The organism is Pantoea sp. C8B4, assembly GCF_051336905.1.
GTDB classification, from domain to species: domain Bacteria; phylum Pseudomonadota; class Gammaproteobacteria; order Enterobacterales; family Enterobacteriaceae; genus Pantoea; species Pantoea rwandensis_B.
Genome location: NZ_JBGMNK010000005.1, coordinates 279,545 through 299,228 on the forward strand (window position 1 = coordinate 279,545; position 19,684 = coordinate 299,228).

A 19,684-nucleotide genomic window follows, 5' to 3' on the forward strand; every position below is an offset into this window, starting at 1 on the left:
AGTATGCAGGAGTTATTTGACAGAGTTAATATGGAAATAGTCTTAAAAGGAAATAAATGCTGCGTGAAATAGTGAGTTAGCTAATTGAAATACAAGGTTAAAACCAAAAAAAACGCAGATAGAACGCTTCATTTTAAGACTGCTTTTAGGAATGACCGCCATACGAAGCGGATGGCGGCGGGGGTACATCAGGCGGGTTTTTTTAATACCCAGCGGTCTTGTTGCTTGTCATAGTGTCCGATCTGCAGATCGACGGGCTCGCCATCAATCCACGCCGGCACACTGGTTTCATGATCCCAGCCATCGAGTTGGTAACTCAGGCCGGGGTTGGTATTGCAGGGAATGCTGATGGTATCGAGCTTTTCAGCATTCAGTTCTGCATCAACGATCTCGTAACGACCAATCTTTACCACGTGTCCCATGCGCTTCTCCCGTTTGTGCTGGGTGGAATAGTGATCATAGTCGCTCACACGCAGTTTTGGCGTTTTCGCGGTTCGGATTACTCCTTGTCTTCCATGACACGTACGCCAATTTTAACGATTTGGTTGTCCTCTTTCTCCGCCACGGTCCAGGTCAATTGGTTCCACTCCACCTGATCGCCCACCACTGGTGTACTGCCCAGCAGGCCCATCACCAGTTGACCGAGGGATTGCTGATCGTTGGTGGTTTCATCAAGTTCCAGCCCATAAATTTGCGCCACATCGCGTAAACGTGCCTCTGCATCCAGAATGAAGTCACCAAAGAAGCGTTGATCGAGCGCGACGGGTGGCGACTGACTGAACATTTTACCTAAAGCGGGCAAATCGCGTTCACGTCCAATCACACATAGCACATCGCCCTCTTTAAGGCGCGTACTGCCATTAGGATGCATCAGCGCGTTATCGCGGAACAGGGCAGCGATGCGCGTTTCGCGTGGCATTTGCAAATCACGCAGCGCGGCACCGATACACCATTTGTCAGCACTGAGTTGGTAAACAAACTGCTCCCAGGGGTTTTCAGGGTGGATATCCAGTCCGACGCGGCTGATAGGTGAGGCAGTAGGGGGAACCACAACTTTGGCGCGTTTGGCCGCATAGCCCAGCGAGGTGCCCTGTAGCATTAGCGACACAAGAACCACGAAGAAGGCGATGTTGAAGTAGAGCTTGGCGTTTTCCAGCCCTGCCATCATCGGGAATACCGCGAGGATAATAGGTACTGCGCCACGCAGGCCAACCCAACTGATAAAGATGCGTTCGCGGCCGGTAAAACCTTTAAATGGCAACAGACCCACCAGAATTGAAAGCGGGCGCGCCACTAAAATCAGCCAGAGAGATAAAATCATGGCTGGAACGGCGATGTGCCACAGATCAGATGGCGTCACCAGTAAGCCGAGCACGATAAACATGCCGATCTGACTCAACCACGCCATACCATCGAAGGTTTGCAGAATACCGTGACGGTTGCGGATCGGGCTGTTACCCAGCAGATAACCACACAGGTAAACGGCCAGTATGCCGCTGCCTTCCATGACCGTGGTCAATGCAAACACAATGATGCCGCCGCTTAACGCCAGCAGGGGGTAGAGACCTTGCGCCAGATTGATACGATTTATCAGTTGCTGTAGTGCCCAGCCGCCGCCCAGCCCCAGTACAATACCGAGACCGAACTGTTGCACCAGATGCACCACAAACATCCAGCTTAAGCCTGACTGGCCTTGCTGGATCATGTCAATCAGCGTGATGGTCAGGAATACCGCCATAGGATCGTTACTGCCGGACTCAATTTCCAGCGTGGAGCTGACACGTTCGTTAAGCCCTTTATCCCCCAGCAGCGAGAAGACTGCGGCGGCATCGGTGGAACCGATAATCGCGCCAATCAGGAAACCTTGCATCAAATCGAGTTTAAAGAGCCAGGCCGCCGCCAAACCGGTTAAACCGGCGGTTATCATCACACCGACCGTGGCGAGCGATAATGCGGGCCCCAGCGCCACCTTGAATGAGCTGGCTTTGGTGCGCATGCCGCCATCCAGCAAAATAATGGCCAGCGCGAGGTTGGATACCAGATACGCCACGGGGTAGTTGTCAAAAGCGATGCCGCCAATTCCGTCAACGCCCGTCAACATGCCTAACGCAAGGAAAATCACCAGAATAGGGATGCCAAGCCGTGACGAGAATGAACTCAGAAGAATACTTGCTGCAACCAGCACGGAACCAATAATAAACAAACTGTAAATCATGCTGGCATTCAACGGCGTTCTCCTGCGGTACGAGCGAAAATGACAAACTGCGGGGGATTCACACAGACAAGGTGAAAAGATAATGCCTTATCAATAGCTTGTCAGCGCTTAATTGCATATTTTTTCAATCTGCGGAGCGCTATCCCATAGATCGTTAAAATTGTGTGAAAAATCAGCGGGGATTTCAGGCGAATGAGCGGTGGCGCGGGAAAGAAAAAGCCGGTCAATGACCGGCTTGATGTTCAGGCTTCTGCCACCTGTTTGTGGAAAAGTTCTCTAAATACCGGATAAATGTCTTCTGGCTCGCGGATGTGCTGAATCGCGAAGTTATCAAACATGGCCTGCAGATGTTCATACTCACGCCACAGTGTCTGGTGCGCACGGCGCGTGATTTCGATGTAGCTGTAATAACGTACAACCGGCAAAATATGTTTAGCCAGAATCTCATGACATAACGGAGAGTCATCCGCCCAGTTGTCGCCATCAGAGGCCTGTGCCGCATAAATATTCCACTGCGCCGGGTCATAGCGCTCTTTAACTACTTCATCCATTAGCTTCAATGCGCTAGACACAATGGTGCCGCCGGTTTCCTGCGAGTAGAAGAACTCCTGCTCATCGACTTCTTTCGCCTGCGTATGGTGACGGATATACACCACCTCCACATTTTTATAGGTACGGCTCAGGAACAGATAGAGCAGAATATAAAAACGCTTCGCCATGTCTTTCGTGGCCTGATCCATTGATCCGGAGACGTCCATCAGGCAGAACATCACCGCCTGACTTGAAGGCTCGGGGCGCTTCTCAAAGTTCTTGTAGCGCAAGTCGAAGGTATCAATAAAAGGCACACGTTCAATACGCGCCCGCAGTTCGGCAATTTCTTTGCGCAGCCGCTCCTCTTCCAGTAACTGAGCGGGTTCACTGTTTTCCACTTCCGTCAGCGTGGCTTCCAGTTCGTGTAGCATGCGGCGCTTGCCGGCGGTCATCGCAGTGCGACGTGCCAGTGAGTTTTGTAACGAACGCACTACGCTGATGTTGGCCGGGACCCCATTGGAGGTAAAGCCTGCGCGGTGAGTTTTATATTCATTCAGCTGCCGGTGCTGATTTTTACGCAGATTCGGTAAGGCAAGGTCTTCAAACAGCAGATCGAGATATTCATCTTTCGATATCTGGAAAACAAACTCATCCTGACCTTCACCGTCCTGACTGGCGTTGCCCTGACCGCTGCCACCGCCACCGCCGCCCCCTTGTGGGCGCTCAATGCGGTCGTTCTGGACGAAATGATCGTTCCCCGGATGCACGCGATGGCGACTGCCGCCGCGTCCCTGATGGAAAATGGGCTCATTGATGTCATCGATAGGAATCGAGACAGATTCGCCGCTCTCCACGTCGGTGACCGACCGCTTGTTGATGGCCTCGGAGATCGACTGCTTGATTTGCGACTTGTAACGGCGCAGGAAACGCTGCCGATTGACCGCGCTCTTGTTTTTACCGTTCAGACGCCGATCGATAAAATAGGCCATACATATCCCCCAAACTACAGTGCAAGCCAGGCCGGAATCACTCCGGCCTCCTGTTGCGGCGTCGCGGCGCCGCGTAGCTTACAGATAACGATTAAGACGATTTACGCACGCGCAGATACCATTCGCACAGCAGGCGTACCTGCTTGCGGGTATAGCCTTTCTCCATCATGCGATCGACAAAATCATCGTGTTTTTTCTGTTCGTCCGTTGAGGTCTTGGTATTAAACGAAATCACCGGCAGCAACTCTTCGGTATTGGAGAACATTTTCTTCTCAATAACCGTGCGCAGTTTTTCGTAGCTGGTCCAGTTGGGATTACGCCCACTATTTTGCGCCCGGGCACGCAGCACAAAGTTGACGATCTCGTTACGGAAATCTTTCGGGTTACTGATCCCGGCAGGTTTCTCGATTTTTTCCAGCTCGGCATTCAGTGATTCCCGATCAAACAACTGTCCGGTATCGGGATCGCGGTACTCCTGATCCTGAATCCAGAAGTCGGCGTAGGTTACGTAGCGGTCAAAGATGTTCTGGCCGTATTCTGAATAAGACTCCAGATAGGCGGTCTGAATCTCTTTGCCGATAAACTCCGCGTATTTCGGGATCAGATAACCTTTCAGGTGCTCAAGGTATTTCTCTGCCAGATCCTGCGGGAACTGCTCGCGTTCAATTTGTTGCTCCAGTACGTAGAACAGATGTACCGGGTTGGCCGCCACTTCGGCATGGTCAAAGTTGAACACGCGCGACAGAATCTTAAACGCGAAGCGGGTCGAAAGGCCGTTCATGCCCTCATCCACGCCGGCGTAGTCATGATACTCCTGCCAAGATTTCGCTTTTGGATCGGTATCTTTCAGGCTTTCACCATCGTAGACGCGCATTTTTGAATAGATGCTGGAGTTCTCCGGCTCTTTCAAACGCGACAGGATAGAGAAGCGCGCTAAGGTCTCCAGTGTGCCTGGGGCACATGGCGCCGTCGTCAGCTCACTGTGATTAAGCAGTTTGTCGTAGATTTTGATCTCTTCCGACACTCGCAGGCAGTAAGGCACTTTGACGATGTAAACACGGTCAAGGAACGCTTCGTTGTTCTTGTTATTACGGAAAGTCACCCATTCTGATTCGTTGGAGTGCGCCAGAATGATGCCGTTAAACGGCAGGGCAGAGATCCCTTCAGTACCGTTGTAATTCCCTTCCTGAGTGGCGGTCAGTAAGGGATGCAGCACTTTGATCGGTGCTTTGAACATCTCAACGAATTCCATAATGCCTTGGTTCGCGCGGCACAGTGCGCCCGAGTAACCATAAGCGTCAGGATCGTTTTGCGCGTGGTTTTCCAGTTTGCGGATATCCACCTTACCGACCAATGCAGAGATATCCTGGTTGTTCTCATCGCCCGGTTCCGTTTTGGCGATGGCCACTTGCTCCAGGATAGAAGGCCAGACTTTGACCACTTTAAAGCGGGTAATATCGCCGCCGAAGTCATGCAGGCGTTTTGCCGCCCACGGCGACATGATGGTGCCCAGGTAACGCCGCGGCACACCATACTCTTTCTCCAGAATATTGGCGTCTTCCTGCGGGTTGAACAGGCACAAAGGATGATCGTTTACCGGGCTGCGTTCGCCATCAGCGCTCAGCACGTAGATCGGTACGCGTTGCATCAGGGCTTTCAAACGCTCAGCAAGTGACGATTTACCGCCACCGACCGGCCCCAGCAAGTAGAGAATCTGTTTCTTCTCTTCCAGGCCTTGCGCAGCGTGTTTCAGGTAGGAGACGATCTGCTCAATCGCTTCCTCCATACCATAAAACTCTTCGAAGGCGGGATAGCGTCCCATGACGCGGTTAGAGAAGATTCTGGAAAGGCGTGGCTCCTGCGCCGTGTCAACCATCACCGGCTCACCGATAGCCATCAATAGTCGCTCTGCAGCGTTGGCGTATGCACTGCGATCCTGCTTACAGATAGCGAGAAATTCCTGCAGTGTGAACTCTTCGTCCTTGGCAGCTTCATAACGCTGACGATAGTGATCGAATATATTCATAGCGATGCCCGTCCTTTCGTTTTTAGCACAGGTAAAGGAGCGAAATTAGATACGTTTGCAGCTCCCGGAAGATATTCTTTATTGAGTACAGCAACCCTTATGCCAACCTGACGTTTTTTTATCGGGATACACAATTCTTATGGTTACTCTGCTCGTACAAAAAGTCTCGTCTTACTTTTAACTGTAGAAGGCATTCAGAAAATCTGCAGCCACTTTTCTCCTTATTTAGCGATATATCAATAACAAAGTCTCATAAGCACTAAGGCATTCAGTTTGCATGTCTACACTGACAACCAGCTTCAGACTATTCCGTGCGGGTGATAAACATCCCTGATTTAACGTTAACCCATCGCGAAAATTTAGTTAGACTCTGCGTGTGATTGTTATATTAATGGACTGATTAAATTGTGAACCAATTCAAACTTAAAGCGCTTGCTTGTGTTGTTCCTTGTTATTTTGCGGCGTTCAGCACTCATGCAGAACCCTTATCACTCGGGGCTTCGGTTATTTATGCCCAGTCACCTTATCGCGGTGGGCAGGACCGATACATCCCCATCCCGGTCATCAATTATGAAGGCGAAAACTTCTGGTTCCGTAGCCTGCAAGGCGGCTATTACCTGTGGAAAGATCAGCAGAATCAACTGTCGTTAACGCTGCTGGGTTCACCACAGCAGTACGATCCTAAAGATAATGATTTAGGGGACATGAAGGCACTGGATAAGCGTCGGATGACCCTGATGGCGGGTGCCAGCTACCGCCATGTTGCCGATTGGGGCATTGTGCGTACTGCTCTGCTGGGCGATGTGCTGAACAACAGTAATGGCATCATCTGGGATCTTACCTATCTGTATCGATTCGATTTTGGCGCGTTTAGCCTGACACCAGGCATCGGTGCAATGTGGAACAGCGCCAACCAAAACCGCTACTACTATGGCGTGTCTTCGCATGAAAGCGCACGGACAGGTATTGCTGAATATCAACCGGACGACAGCTGGTCACCCTATGTGGAAATGAACGCCAGCTACCAGATTAGCGATAGCTGGAACGCCAGTTTGTCCGGGCGTTACACCCGTTTTGACAGCGAAATCAAAGACAGTCCGATGGTGGACAAAAGTGGCCAGTTCACCCTCTGGACCGGCATCAGCTACAGTTTCTAATGGTTTTCTGCGACGCCTCTTAGTGAGGCGTTTTTATTACATTGCACCAATAGCGCGCCCCATCCTGGCGCATCGGGAGCTTTAATGAAGACAATTCAATTCCGTGGAGAACCAGCATTACCTGCCATTGGGCAAGGAACGTGGTACATGGGGGAGAATGCAGCGCTGCGTCGTCAGGAAGTCTCGGCATTACAGGCTGGATTGGATTTGGGCTTGCAACTGATTGATACCGCGGAAATGTACGCAGAAGGCGGCGCGGAAGAGGTGGTGGGTGAAGCGTTACGCGGACGCCGCCATCAGGCCTGGCTGGTGTCAAAAGTCTATCCGTGGAATGCCGGCGAAGTGGATGCGATAGAGGCCTGCGAGCGCAGCTTACAGCGCTTAGAGACCGATTACCTTGATCTCTATCTGCTGCATTGGCGCGGTAATGTGCCACTGGAGGAGACGATTCATGCCATGGAAACCTTGCAACAGCAGGGAAAAATACGGCATTGGGGCGTATCCAATTTCGATACTGACGATCTGCAAGAACTGTGGAGCGAGCCGAGCGGTGAAAACTGCACGACTAATCAGGTGCTGTATCACCTGGCATCACGAGGAATCGAATACGATTTATTAGCGGCATGCCAGCGACGTGATATGCCGATCATGGCGTATTGCCCTCTGGCGCAGGCGGGACGTTTGCGTCAGTCACTGTTTGAAGATCCCCATTTGCATCAAATTGCACAACAGAAGGGCATCAGCGTGGCGCAATTGCTGCTCGCGTGGGTGATTCGTCGGCCAGGCGTGGTCGCCATTCCCAAGGCCAGCAGCCAACAACACGTGGCGGAAAATGCGGCTGCGTTAGACCTGCATTTGAGTGTTGAGGAGTTGGCGATCATTGACCGGGCGTTTCCAGCACCGCAACATAAAACGGGCTTAGACGTGGTATAGCGGCGCATCTGCGCCGCGAACCTACTTATTGCGCACGCGCAGGGTAGTACCGAGGCGAGCAGGGGATTCACCGGCACTTTTCATCGGCTTGTTGATGCGAGCCGTTTCTACGCAGACCATGGTTTTGTAACCCTCATTAGGCATATCCGCCATGCTACAGGACAATTCCGGCCCTGGGTTCCATGTGACAACGTCACTTTGATAGTGGTGGTACACTTCAATCTGACGTTTACCCGCGATGTCATGAATCACACTGCAATCCTCGGCAGCCGTGTGAATCCGATCGACGCGATCAGGGTAGGTTTGCTTGCCATCAGCCGAACTGCCCACCGTATTAGCATTCACCTTGTCGATATAGCTATTTCCTAAGCCACTCACTTCAACCTGAGCAATATCGGCGATCTGGAAGTAGGTGTGTAGGGCTGCGGTGGCTTCATAATCGCCCCAGGCTTCCAACTCGATTTCACAATGCTCGGCGATACGGAAGCGGGCCAGCAGGGTGAAATCATGCGGCCACAGTTTCTTCGTTTGTGCGTTGCTTTCCAGTGTGAACGTCAGCATCACGGCATCTTCGTTCTCATCGTGTGCAGTCAGTGTCCAGAGCTGATTACGGGCAAATCCGTGCGCCGGTTCACCTGCAGGGCCAAACCATGGCCAGCAAATGGGCACACCACCGCGAATCGCTTTGCCTGTGGCAAACGGCGTCTTCTCGCTCAACCAAATCACCGGTTGCTGACCGCTGGGCTGCCATGAGAGCAGATGCGCGCCTTGCAGCGCAATCGCCGCACGAACCTTGGGATGACTCACGACGACGATGGGCAAATCGCCCATCTGGCGTTGTGACAGATATGGGGTGATCTGATTCACCACCGGCAAACTATAAAGCGTATCTTGCATCGTCAGACCTTCTCTTCTTCCAAATGAAAAAAAAGGGGCGACCGAAGTCACCCCTTGTCTGGTTCGCCAGTTGCTTACTTAGCAGCAACCAGTGCAATCAGATCCAGAACTTTGTGTGAGTAGCCAGTTTCGTTGTCGTACCATGAAACCAGTTTCACGAAGTTGTCGTTCAGTGCGATACCGGCTTTAGCATCGAATACTGACGTCAGGGTTTCGCCATTGAAGTCGGTAGATACGACGTCGTCTTCGATGTAACCCAGAACGCCTTTCATCTTGCCTTCAGATTCAGCTTTGATTACGGCACAGATTTCTTTGTAAGTTGCTGGTTTTTCCAGACGTACAGTCAGGTCAACAACAGACACGTTCGGGGTAGGAACGCGGAACGCCATACCGGTCAGTTTACCGTTCAGCTCTGGCAGTACTACGCCCACTGCTTTTGCAGCGCCGGTAGAAGAAGGAATGATGTTCTGAGCTGCGCCACGGCCGCCGCGCCAGTCTTTGTGAGACGGGCCATCAACGGTTTTCTGGGTTGCAGTGGTGGCGTGAACGGTGGTCATCAGGCCTTCAACGATACCGAAGTGATCGTTGATAACTTTAGCCAGTGGCGCCAGGCAGTTGGTGGTGCAAGAGGCGTTAGAAACGATATCCTGTCCCTGGTATTTGTCGAAGTTTGCACCACGAACAAACATTGGGGTCGCATCTTTAGAAGGACCGGTCAGAACCACTTTCTTCGCACCAGCCTGAATGTGTTTGCGTGCGGTTTCGTCGGTCAGGAAGATACCGGTTGCTTCAGCAACAACGTCAACGCCCACTTCATCCCATTTCAGGTTAGCCGGGTCTTTCTCAGCGGTAACACGGATTTTCTTACCGTTAACAATCAGCGCGCCGTCTTTCACTTCTACGGTGCCGTCGAAACGACCGTGCGTAGAGTCATACTTCAGCATGTAAGCCATGTAATCGGCGTCGAGCAGGTCGTTGATCGCGACGATTTCGATGTCAGAACGCTGCTGTGCAGCACGGAAAACGATGCGACCGATACGGCCAAAACCGTTGATACCTACTTTGATAGTCATATATTCCACCAGCTATTTGTTAGTGAATAAAAGGTTGGCTGTAAAATTACAAAAACCTTACCAGGCGTCAAGCGGAATCGTGTCAATTGTTGCGACAGGTCAATTCCAACGCCAGGAATAATTGGTTGCGCAATCGCTTACGCAGCACCCTTATTGCGCGCCTATGTTACGCCGAATACCGACCGAAAAGGGATGACTTTTGCAAAGGGTGATCGACGTCACAATTTTGCGCTGTGGCAGTCGTGGCGAACGGGTTCGCACGAAAAAAGACCGTGAAGATGTTGTTCGTTTGTTAGAATACTAGTCGATTTTTACAGAATGACACTCCGGAACTCAAAATGGCTAAAGACACCGCACCCGAGGCAAAAATCGCGCAGCTTTCTGAGATGCAGCGCTATGTCACACAGCATCGCGGCACGGAACCTCCTTTCAGTGGCGCACTACTGCACAACAAGCAGGAAGGCATTTACCACTGTTTAGTGTGCAATTCACCGCTGTTCCTCTCCGACTCTAAATATGATTCAGGCTGCGGCTGGCCGAGCTTTTACCAGCCTTACAGCGACGAAGCGATTCGTTACCTGGAAGATGATTCCCACGGCATGCACCGTGTGGAAATTCGCTGTGGCAATTGCGATGCGCATCTCGGCCACGTGTTCCCGGATGGCCCGCAGCCTACCGGTGAGCGCTACTGCGTTAACTCTGCCTCATTGAGCTTTACCGATGAGCAGGGCAAGCAACAAGAGGGCTGAGCATGAAGCAAGAACTGGAAGCCATGCTGGCGGCGATGACGCCGGAAGTCTATGAGCGGCTCGCCACTGCAGTGGAAACCGGTAAATGGCCGGACGGTGTCGCGCTGACGCAGGAGCAGCGCGATAATTGCCTGCAGCTGGTGATGCTGTGGCAGGCGCGTCACAACGACGACCCACAGCATATGACCATTGGCAAAGGGGGCGAGATGGTGATGAAGTCGAAAAAGCAGCTTAAGGAAGAGTTTGGTATCGAGCCTGACATCACGCGCATTAACCTGCACTAGAACGCAAAAGGGCTGGTTTTCACCAGCCCTCATTTTCAGATTATTACCGCACCCTGAGCTTGCATCTGTTCGATGGCAATATCGCTGTCATCAGGATTCAGGTTGACGCCGCGGCAACCCTCTTTCACCACTTCAACGTTATAGCCCAGCTCCAGCGCATCCAGTACGCTGTATTTGACGCAATAGTCGGTAGCGAGCCCCAGCATCACCAGGTCGCTGATGTCGCGTTCACGCAGCCAACTGTCAAGCTCCGTTTTGCGGCGATGGCCGTTATCGAAGAAAGCACTGTAGCTGTCCACATCAGCGTCGCCCCCCTTATGGAACACCGCATCAATCAATGTGCGGTCCAGTTCTGGGTGGAAATCTGCCCCCACTGAGTTCTCGACTCCGTGATCGGGCCACCAAATCTGCGCCAGACCGTTCAATTCACCCAGGGTATACACCGGTTCGCCAGAGACGGAGGCGAAGCTGCCATGATCTGCCGGATGCCAGTCTTGCAATGCAACTACACATTCTCCCCGATCGCGGAACTCGCGTGCGTAGCGATTAGCAACGGCAACCGTTTGGTCGCCTTCGCGCACCGCCATTGGGCCGCCGGGGCAAAAATCGTTCTGAATATCGATGATTATCAATGCCCGCTTCATTACATCTCGCTCCGTATCAGTCGTCGGTCAGTTCGCCGCGTAAATTCTGTTGCATTCTGGCACGAATTTCCGGGTTGGTGAGGTTTTGGCTCAACAAAAAGTGCAGTTTTGTTAATGTTGCCTCAACGGTAAGGTCAAAACCGCTGATCACCCCCGCATGCTCCAGCGCATTACCGGTGGCATAGCCCCCCATGTTCACTTTGCCGGACATGCATTGCGTCAGATTCACCACCACAATCCCACGTTCGCTGGCCTGCTGCAGTTCAGCCAGGAATTCTGCATTTTGCGGCGCGTTGCCGACACCATAAGAGCGCAGAATTAGTGCTTTCACCGGCTGGCGCAAGAAGTTACGCACCACATCGGCAGAGATCCCGGGGTAAATGGTCACCACGCCAATCGGTTGTGGGGTAATCGGGTGCACAATCAACTCGCCACTGCCCTGCGGTGCCGGCGGCGTATTGAGTTTACGAATGTGAATACCGGCTTCCAGCAAAGGAGGGAGATTCGGTGAAGCGAAGGCGTTGAAGCCGTCGGCATGTGCTTTGGTGGTGCGATTGCCACGAAACAGTGTGTTGTTAAAGAACAACGCCACTTCATTAATGGGATAGTTCGCCGCAACATACAACGAATTGAGGAGGTTCTGCTGACCATCTGAGCGCAATTCTGCCAAAGGAATTTGCGAGCCGGTTACGATGACGGGCTTCGCGAGGTTTTCCAGCATGAATGACAGCGCCGAGGCGGTAAACGCCATGGTGTCGGTGCCGTGCAGAATCACAAAGCCATCATAGCTGTCGTAATTCTGTTTAATGTCATCAGCAATCGATTGCCAATCCAACGGCGTCATATCTGACGAATCCATCAGAGGCTGATATTCGTGGATGGTGAAATTCGGCATCTCAGGCCGATGGAACTCTGGCATGTTGGCCAGTTGCTGCTGCAGATGGCCGGAAACCGGAATGTAGCCGTGCGCGGAGCGCTGCATACCGATGGTACCGCCCGTGTAGGCTACATAGATATTTTTCTTTTGCATGGAAGAACTCAGACTTGCCGTAAAACGCGCAGTATAAGGGGATTAACAGCGAAAAGCAGCCCGACCAGCGGCCGGGCTGTAAAGATTAGCGTACGTTGCCGCAGTTCAGGCAGAAGGCGTAGCGATTTTGCGGATCATTGAGATTGTTCATCAGGCCAGGCTGATCTTTCACTGCACTCATTACGTCCAGCATCGGCGCGGGCAGCCACACTTTCAGTGCTGCTGGCAGCATCGCTTGTGCAGAGGCATTCATCTGATTTAACAGCAGGTCAATCATGCCGGGGTCGTCCTGATACCAGCTAAGCTGCGGCTTGGCGACTTTTGCCAACTCAGCCGCTTTCGCCACGGCATCGTCAAAATCACCCAACGCATCCACCAGGCCATTGGCTTTCGCATCGCTGCCGGTCCAGACATGACCCTGGGCGATATCATTGATCTGTTCTGGTGTTTTATGACGTGACTTCGCCACCAGTCCGACAAAGTTGCGATAGCCGTTTTCGATGGTCAGCTGCATCAATTGCTGCACTTCCGTCGGCAGGGCTTTGGTGGTGGCAACGTCAGCCAGCGGAGAAGTGGCCACGCCATCCGTGTGCACCCCAATACTGTTCAGGCTATTTTCAACCGTGTTAATCACGCCGAAAATGCCGATTGAACCGGTCAGGGTGCTGGGGGCGGCCACAATGTAGTCTGCTGGCGTCGAGATCCAGTAGCCACCTGAAGCCGCCATGCCGCCCATTGAGACCACCACTGGCTTGCCGGCATCATGGGCTGCGGCTAACTCTTCACGAATCGCTTCCGATGCCGACACGCTGCCACCCGGGCTGTTGACGCGCAGTACAATCGCTTTGATTTTCGGATCGAGACGCGCATCGCGAATCTGCGAAGCGGTGGTATCGCCACCCACGTTTCCGGCGGTTTCCTCACCGTCCATAATCGCACCGCTGGCGAAGATCACCGCAATATTGCCATCCTGGTCCTGCTGAGGCTGCTTCACGGTGTAATCGTAAATGCTGACATTGCGATAATCGTTATTGGCTTTATCCCAGCCAAAGGTTTTCACCAGTTCCTGATCCGCAGCCGCACGGCTATCCAGCACATCAACCAATTTACTGTTCAGCGCATATTTTGCGGTATCGCCGTCAACAGCCTGCAATCCGCTGATGACGCCGGCTGCTCCCGGGAACAGTTGATCCGGTGTAATCTGGCGATTGGCGGAAACGGTGTTCAGGTAGTTCTGCCACAGCTGGCCGATCCAGCGACCATCCGCATCACGGGCTTCTGGAGACATATCGTCACGCAGGAAAGGCTCGACGGCAGATTTGTAGGTGCCCACACGGAACACATGAGAATTGACTTTGAGCTTCTCTAACAGGGATTTGTAATACAACCCATTGGTTGCAAAGCCATGCAGATCAACGGTGCCCTGCGGTGACAGATAAATTTTGGTGGCATAGCTGGCGATGTAGTATTGCGCCTGGCTATAGCTATCACCAATGGCGTATATCGGTTTGCCCGCATCACGGAACTCACGCAGCGATTTGCCCAAATACTGTAATGAGGGTTGATCGCCGCCCGCAAAATCACGCAAATCAAGCACGATCCCGGTGATGTTTTTGTCAGTTTTCGCCTGACGAACCGCATCCACCACGTCGAATAATGAATTCTCTTGCAGGCGATCGCTGCTCGCGCCCAGCAACTCACGGCTGATGCGACTCAGGCGATTGCTGACGGAAGGTTTATCCACCAATACACCGCTTAAATCCACTTTGAGTGCACCCTGTTGCACCGGTTCGCTGCTGTTGGCGCTGGAAAGCTGTAACCAGATACCGACACCGGCGAGGATTAAGACGATGAGGAATAAATTAAGAATGAATTCCCGAATAAAATTCAACACCCGCCAGCTCCAGCGGAACAGGCCAGCAATAATTCGCCACAATGTGCGCATAAACTCTCCATATTCACGTAACAGGGCAGTCGCCACGCGGTCTGCCCCGATGTCGGGTTCATCCTAAAGAGCAGCGTGCGAAATGTCAGCAGGAAATCGCGCCAGACTGTTACAAAAGATCTTGCTGTGCCAGGATTAGCCCACGCTTTTTATTCACGGGAGAATAATGATGGATGCACTGGATTTATTAATTAACCGCCGTTCGGCATCGCGTCTGGCAGAACCGGCACCCGCGGGCGAAGTCTTGCAGAACATTTTGCACGCAGGCTTACGTGCACCGGATCATGGTACGTTGCAGCCGTGGCGCTTTGTCATTGTAGAGAATGAAGGGCGTGAGCGTTTTGGTAAATTGCTTGAACAAGCGGCGCGTGACAGCGACCTCGATGAAAAGGCGATTGAAAAATCGGCCACCGCACCGTTTCGAGCGCCGATGATTATCACTGTGGTGGCGCACTGTGAAGAGCATGCCAAAGTCCCGCATTGGGAACAGTTGGTTTCAGCAGGTTGTGCCGTGATGGCGATGCAAATGGCCGCGGTGGCACAAGGTTTTAACGGTATCTGGCGTAGCGGTCCATGGACTGACCATCCTTCGGTACGCGAAGCCTTTGGTTGCCGCGAGCAGGATGCGATTGTCGGATTCCTCTATCTCGGTACGCCGCAGCTTAAAGCCAATACCACGGTGGTTGCACCGGACACCGCGCAATTTGTCAGTTATTTCTGACAGACATCGGCGGGGTTCTTCGGCAGGGTGAGCCGTGTTGCAAAGATTGCACACCGCGTGTGCGAAACATCGAGCTTAAACCGCGCAACACTTACCACCGGCTGACAGCCAGGCTAACATACAGCCTTCTGTTCAGCGCATAAGGAACCCGCCATGAGTGAACCTCTTCGTCTGACGCAATACAGCCATGGAGCTGGCTGCGGCTGCAAAATTTCGCCGCAGGTACTGGAAACCATTCTTCATAGTGAGCTGACCCCTTTTCATGACCCCCAGTTGCTGGTGGGCAACGAAACACGTGACGATGCTGCCGTTTATGATCTCGGCAACGGCACGGCAGTGGTCAGCACCACTGACTTCTTCATGCCGATTGTTGATGATCCCCATACTTTTGGCCGTATCGCCGCCACCAATGCCATCAGTGATATTTATGCTATGGGCGGCAAACCGATCATGGCGATTGCCATCCTGGGTTGGCCGGTCAACGTGCTGAGCCCGGAAGTGGCTCAGCAGGTCATTGAAGGCGGGCGTGCGGCGTGCCAGGCTGCTGGCATGGCTCTGGCGGGTGGGCATTCGATCGATGCGCCGGAGCCGATTTTTGGCCTGGCTGTCACGGGAATTGTTGATGTGGCGCGGGTGAAAAAGAACAGCGCCGCGCAGGTGGGGAGCCAGCTGTTTCTCACTAAGCCACTCGGGATCGGCATCCTGACCACCGCCGAGAAAAAAGGCCTTCTGCTGCCAGAACACCAATCCTTAGCGGCGGAGGTGATGTGTCAGTTGAATAAAGCCGGTGCCGAATTCGCCAAACTGGATGGCGTTAGCGCCATGACCGATGTCACCGGTTTTGGCTTGCTCGGACATTTGAGTGAGATTTGCCAGGGGTCAGGTTTGCGTGCGGAAGTCCACGCCACGCAAGTTCCGCGCTTACCGGGTGTCGATGAGTATATTGCTAAAGGTGCCGTGCCCGGGGGGACTCAGCGCAATTTTGCCAGCTATGGCGCACTTATTTCCGCGATGGACGATGCGACTCGCGCGTTACTGTGCGATCCGCAAACCTCGGGTGGTTTACTGGTGGCGGTGCAACCCAGCGAGGTCGAAGCCTTCCAGCACTGCGCTACATTGGCCGGCGTGCAGGCGACAGCGATAGGTGAACTCTTCGCTGCCGATCCTTCCTGCCCATTAATTACCGTCGTGAATTGACGTAGAAGGAACGACGCCAGACATGCGTTTGTTTATTGCTGAAAAACCCAGCCTGGCGCGTGCCATTGCTGATGTACTGCCGAAACCGCATCGACGCGGTGACGGTTTTATTGCCTGTGGCAACGATCAGATGGTCACCTGGTGTGTCGGGCATTTGCTGGAACAGGCGCAGCCGGACAGCTATGACAGCCGCTATGCGCGCTGGAATCTTGCCGACCTGCCGATCATTCCGGAAAAGTGGCGTTTACAGCCACGCCCGTCGGTGGCGAAGCAACTCAAAGTGATTGAGGGTTTGTTGCAACAGGCGAGTGAAGTGGTGCACGCCGGTGACCCGGATCGTGAAGGTCAGCTGTTGGTGGATGAAGTGCTGGACTACCTGCAACTCGCGCCGGAAAAGCGGCAGAAAGTGCAGCGCTGTCTGATCAACGATCTCAACCCCTCTGCCGTAGAGCGAGCAGTAAGCCGTTTACGTGAGAATCGCGAGTTTATCCCGCTGTGCGTCTCCGCATTGGCCCGCGCCCGCGCAGATTGGCTCTACGGCATCAATATGACCCGTGCCTGGACGCTGTTAGGCCGCAATGCTGGTTATGATGGCGTATTGTCGGTCGGTCGCGTACAAACGCCGGTGCTCGGCCTGGTGGTGCGTCGTGATGAAGAGATCGAAAACTTCATACCGAAAGATTACTTCGAAGTGAAAGCACACATCGTGACGCCGAAGGATGAGCGTTTTGTTGCCAGTTGGATACCCAGCGACGCCTGCGAACCCTGGCAGGATGAGGAAGGTCGCTTGTTACACCGTTCGCTGGCCGATCACGTCTTAGAGCGCATCAACGGCAAGCCGGCGATAGTGACGGGCTATAACGACAAACGGGAATCTGACACCGCGCCATTGCCGTTTTCGCTCTCCAGCCTGCAGATCGAGGCGGCAAAGCGTTTCGGCCTGAGTGCGCAAAACGTCCTGGATTGCTGCCAGCGTCTGTACGAAACCCATAAGCTGATTACCTATCCGCGTTCTGACAGCCGTTATTTGCCGGATGAACATTTTGCTGGACGGCATGCAGTGCTGAATGCGATTCAGGTGCATCAGCCCAATTTGACACCGCCTACGGATTTTAATCCCGATCAGAAGAACCGCTGCTGGGATGATAAAAAGGTGGATGCTCACCATGCCATTATCCCTACCGCCCGCGCCAGCAAAGTGAACCTGACGGAAAATGAAGCCAATATTTACGGCCTGGTGGCTCGTCAGTATCTGATGCAATTCTGCCCTGATGCGGTGTTCCGTAAATGCGTTATCGATCTCGAGATTGGCGGCGGCAAGTTTGTTGCCAAAGCGCGCTTTCTGGCAGAAGCTGGGTGGCGTGCCTTACTCGGCAGTAAAGAGCGCGATGAAGAGAACGATGGCACGCCTTTACCGGTGGTCGCGAAAGGGGATGAGCTGCTGTGCGAGCGCGGTGAAGTGCTTGCCAAGCAGACACAGCCGCCGCGCCCGTTCACCGATGCTACCCTGTTATCCGCCATGACCGGCATCGCGCGTTTTGTCCAGGATAAAGAATTAAAGAAAGTGCTGCGTGCGACCGATGGTTTAGGAACGGAAGCGACGCGAGCCGGCATTATTGAATTATTGTTCCGCCGGACATTCCTCGTGAAGAAAGGCCGCTATATTCATTCTACGGACGCGGGCAGGGCGCTTATCCATGCGTTACCTGAAATGGCGGCCCGGCCAGATATGACGGCTCAATGGGAATCGACATTAACACGCATCAGTGAAAAGGCCTGCCGCTACGATGAGTTTATGCAGCCGCTGGTTGCCACGCTGATCGGGTTAATTGGCGAAGCGCGTCAGCGACCCTCGTTGCAATCATTTAGAGGCATTGCCGCACCGGCCGCTAAACGTAAAGCAAAACCGAAATCGACCCGGCGTAAAACCAAGGAGACAGAGTGATGCGTTATATCCTATTAGCGCTTAGCGGGCTGCTGTTGTGCATGAATTCGGCGCTGGCGAACCGTCAGCCGGAAAACAGTCGCATGGGCAATACGGATGTGGTGGTTGATATGCCACCGGAAGTCTGGACACAGGGACAGAATAATCAGCAGAGCAACTGTCTGCAGTGCTGCACTTATGAGAATCGCAGTTATTCTGAAGGGGCGGTCGTGAAAGCGGAAGGCGTGCTGCTGCAGTGCGGGCGTGATGAGAAAGTCATGGGCACTAACCCGCTTATCTGGAAAATTATCAAGTAAAGATGCGTGGCGTTCTCACGCCACGCAGTTGACTTATTTTTCCAGATTGAACGTCGACCAGACCGGTGCATGATCGGAGGGTTTTTCCATGCTGCGGATCTCGTAGTCGATGCCGCTCTCGATGCAACGTGTGGCCAGCGGTTGACTGGCCAGCAACAGGTCGATACGCAGACCACGGTTATCATCAAAACCTTTTGAACGGTAGTCGAACCAGGAGAAACGGTCAGCCGTTTCCGGGTATTTCGCGCGCCAGGTATCGACCAGACCCCATTGCAACAGGCGATCCATCCACTCACGTTCTTCTGGCAGGAATGAGCATTTACCGGTGCGCAGCCAGCGCTTACGGTTATCTTCACCAATGCCGATATCAAGATCGGTACTGCTGATATTCATGTCACCCATGATCAGCACCGGCTTATCAACCGCCAACTGCTGTTCCAGATAATCCTGTAAATCACGGTAGAACTTCTCTTTCGCCGGGAATTTGGTTGGATGGTCGCGGCTTTCACCCTGCGGGAAGTAACCGTTAATCACGGTGATGTCGCCAATCGGGCTGGGGATTTCCGCCATGATCAGGCGGCGTTGCGAATCTTCATCATCACCGGGAAAACCACGACGTACCGAAACGGGCTGAGCCTTGGTCAGCAGCGCGACGCCGTAGTGGCCTTTTTGACCATGATAAAACACGTTGTAACCCAGTTTGCTGACGTCTTCGAGCGGGAACATGTCATCGTGAACTTTGGTTTCCTGCAGGCCAATCACATCCGGCTGATGCTGCTCGACGAGGGCTTCAAGTTGGTGAGGGCGTGCGCGCAAACCGTTGATGTTGAAAGAGATGAATTTCATTTCGCTGCCATTTTTATCCGCAAAAGTATGTCTGGATGGTAGCGAGTTTTCGTTAAAAAGTCATGGATTGAATCGGGAAGAAACGACGATGAAAGCAAGAGAGAAAACGATGGTGGCGGGAGAAGGATTCGAACCTTCGAAGTCGATGACGGCAGATTTACAGTCTGCTCCCTTTGGCCGCTCGGGAATCCCGCCAGGGATCTCGG

At 53.1% G+C, this 19,684-nt stretch carries 18 protein-coding genes and 1 tRNA gene; 8 read left to right on the plus strand and 11 right to left on the minus strand.

Features of this window, described 5'->3' with window-relative positions; genetic code table 11:
* Nucleotides 1-188 precede the first annotated feature (188 nt).
* The 4 genes from ACCW76_RS09240 to yeaG form a co-directional block, all read right to left on the minus strand.
* Nucleotides 189-422, minus strand: a complete 234-nt coding sequence (locus ACCW76_RS09240) for a DUF1480 family protein (RefSeq protein WP_034828766.1) — start codon at nt 420-422, stop codon at nt 189-191.
* A 77-nt stretch (nt 423-499) separates the two neighbouring features.
* On the minus strand, nt 500-2,227 hold the full coding sequence (locus ACCW76_RS09245; protein ID WP_038646621.1) for a potassium/proton antiporter: 1,728 nt from the start codon (nt 2,225-2,227) through the stop codon (nt 500-502).
* Nucleotides 2,228-2,457: 230 nt separating this feature from the next.
* Nucleotides 2,458-3,735 (minus strand): YeaH/YhbH family protein, encoded by a 1,278-nt coding sequence (locus ACCW76_RS09250; protein ID WP_034828771.1) that lies wholly within the window; start codon nt 3,733-3,735, stop codon nt 2,458-2,460.
* Nucleotides 3,736-3,826: 91 nt separating this feature from the next.
* Nucleotides 3,827-5,761 carry a protein kinase YeaG gene (yeaG, locus tag ACCW76_RS09255; RefSeq protein ID WP_034828773.1) on the minus strand — a complete coding sequence of 645 codons (1,935 nt, stop codon included), beginning with the start codon at nt 5,759-5,761 and terminating at the stop codon, nt 3,827-3,829.
* Nucleotides 5,762-6,168: 407 nt separating this feature from the next.
* Between yeaG and ACCW76_RS09260 the strand changes: the two genes are divergently transcribed.
* A complete protein-coding gene (locus tag ACCW76_RS09260) occupies nt 6,169-6,918 on the plus strand; it encodes a MipA/OmpV family protein (RefSeq protein WP_045816082.1) in 750 nt (249 codons plus the stop codon).
* Nucleotides 6,919-7,002: 84 nt separating this feature from the next.
* Nucleotides 7,003-7,851, plus strand: coding sequence for an aldo/keto reductase (locus tag ACCW76_RS09265; RefSeq protein WP_436338379.1), 849 nt, complete (start codon nt 7,003-7,005; stop codon nt 7,849-7,851).
* A gap of 21 nt (nt 7,852-7,872) precedes the next feature.
* Here ACCW76_RS09265 and ACCW76_RS09270 read toward each other — a convergent pair whose 3' ends face one another.
* Complete coding sequence (locus ACCW76_RS09270) at nt 7,873-8,748, minus strand: D-hexose-6-phosphate mutarotase (protein ID WP_436338380.1); 876 nt, start codon at nt 8,746-8,748, stop codon at nt 7,873-7,875.
* Between the two features lie 74 nt (nt 8,749-8,822).
* On the minus strand, nt 8,823-9,821 hold the full coding sequence (gene gapA, locus ACCW76_RS09275) for a glyceraldehyde-3-phosphate dehydrogenase (protein WP_039335472.1): 999 nt from the start codon (nt 9,819-9,821) through the stop codon (nt 8,823-8,825).
* A 338-nt stretch (nt 9,822-10,159) separates the two neighbouring features.
* On the opposite strand from gapA, the gene msrB reads away from it, so the two are divergent.
* Together msrB and ACCW76_RS09285 are read left to right on the plus strand one after the other, a co-directional pair.
* Complete coding sequence (gene msrB / locus ACCW76_RS09280; RefSeq protein ID WP_034828790.1) at nt 10,160-10,570, plus strand: peptide-methionine (R)-S-oxide reductase MsrB; 411 nt, start codon at nt 10,160-10,162, stop codon at nt 10,568-10,570.
* Nucleotides 10,571-10,572: 2 nt separating this feature from the next.
* Nucleotides 10,573-10,854 carry a YeaC family protein gene (locus ACCW76_RS09285; RefSeq protein WP_045816085.1) on the plus strand — a complete coding sequence of 94 codons (282 nt, stop codon included), beginning with the start codon at nt 10,573-10,575 and terminating at the stop codon, nt 10,852-10,854.
* 35 nt (nt 10,855-10,889) lie between these two features.
* Here ACCW76_RS09285 and pncA read toward each other — a convergent pair whose 3' ends face one another.
* From pncA to sppA, 3 genes are all read right to left on the minus strand, one after another.
* Nucleotides 10,890-11,498, minus strand: coding sequence for a bifunctional nicotinamidase/pyrazinamidase (pncA, locus tag ACCW76_RS09290; RefSeq protein WP_034828795.1), 609 nt, complete (start codon nt 11,496-11,498; stop codon nt 10,890-10,892).
* Nucleotides 11,499-11,514: 16 nt separating this feature from the next.
* Nucleotides 11,515-12,528 carry an asparaginase gene (gene ansA, locus ACCW76_RS09295; RefSeq protein WP_038646633.1) on the minus strand — a complete coding sequence of 338 codons (1,014 nt, stop codon included), beginning with the start codon at nt 12,526-12,528 and terminating at the stop codon, nt 11,515-11,517.
* Nucleotides 12,529-12,613: 85 nt separating this feature from the next.
* Nucleotides 12,614-14,473 (minus strand): signal peptide peptidase SppA, encoded by a 1,860-nt coding sequence (gene sppA, locus ACCW76_RS09300; protein WP_045816086.1) that lies wholly within the window; start codon nt 14,471-14,473, stop codon nt 12,614-12,616.
* A gap of 169 nt (nt 14,474-14,642) precedes the next feature.
* Between sppA and ACCW76_RS09305 the strand changes: the two genes are divergently transcribed.
* The 4 genes from ACCW76_RS09305 to ACCW76_RS09320 all read left to right on the plus strand — a co-directional run bounded on the left by ACCW76_RS09305 (nt 14,643) and on the right by ACCW76_RS09320 (nt 18,632).
* Entirely contained in the window at nt 14,643-15,194 is a 552-nt protein-coding gene (locus ACCW76_RS09305; RefSeq protein ID WP_436338392.1) for an NAD(P)H nitroreductase, read from the plus strand.
* A 153-nt stretch (nt 15,195-15,347) separates the two neighbouring features.
* Nucleotides 15,348-16,391 carry a selenide, water dikinase SelD gene (selD, locus tag ACCW76_RS09310; protein ID WP_436338381.1) on the plus strand — a complete coding sequence of 348 codons (1,044 nt, stop codon included), beginning with the start codon at nt 15,348-15,350 and terminating at the stop codon, nt 16,389-16,391.
* A 22-nt stretch (nt 16,392-16,413) separates the two neighbouring features.
* The gene (locus ACCW76_RS09315; protein ID WP_436338382.1) at nt 16,414-18,336 is read left to right on the plus strand and encodes a DNA topoisomerase III; all 1,923 of its coding nucleotides are present in this window, start codon (nt 16,414-16,416) and stop codon (nt 18,334-18,336) included.
* 41 nt (nt 18,337-18,377) lie between these two features.
* Nucleotides 18,378-18,632: a YnjH family protein gene (locus ACCW76_RS09320; RefSeq protein WP_234465319.1), complete on the plus strand. Its 255-nt coding sequence runs from the start codon at nt 18,378-18,380 to the stop codon at nt 18,630-18,632.
* 33 nt (nt 18,633-18,665) lie between these two features.
* Here the strand turns inward: ACCW76_RS09320 and xthA are convergent, their stop codons facing one another.
* Nucleotides 18,666-19,478, minus strand: coding sequence for an exodeoxyribonuclease III (gene xthA, locus ACCW76_RS09325; RefSeq protein ID WP_436338383.1), 813 nt, complete (start codon nt 19,476-19,478; stop codon nt 18,666-18,668).
* Between the two features lie 110 nt (nt 19,479-19,588).
* Nucleotides 19,589-19,673: transfer RNA gene (locus ACCW76_RS09330), tRNA-Tyr, on the minus strand.
* Nucleotides 19,674-19,684 lie beyond the last annotated feature (11 nt).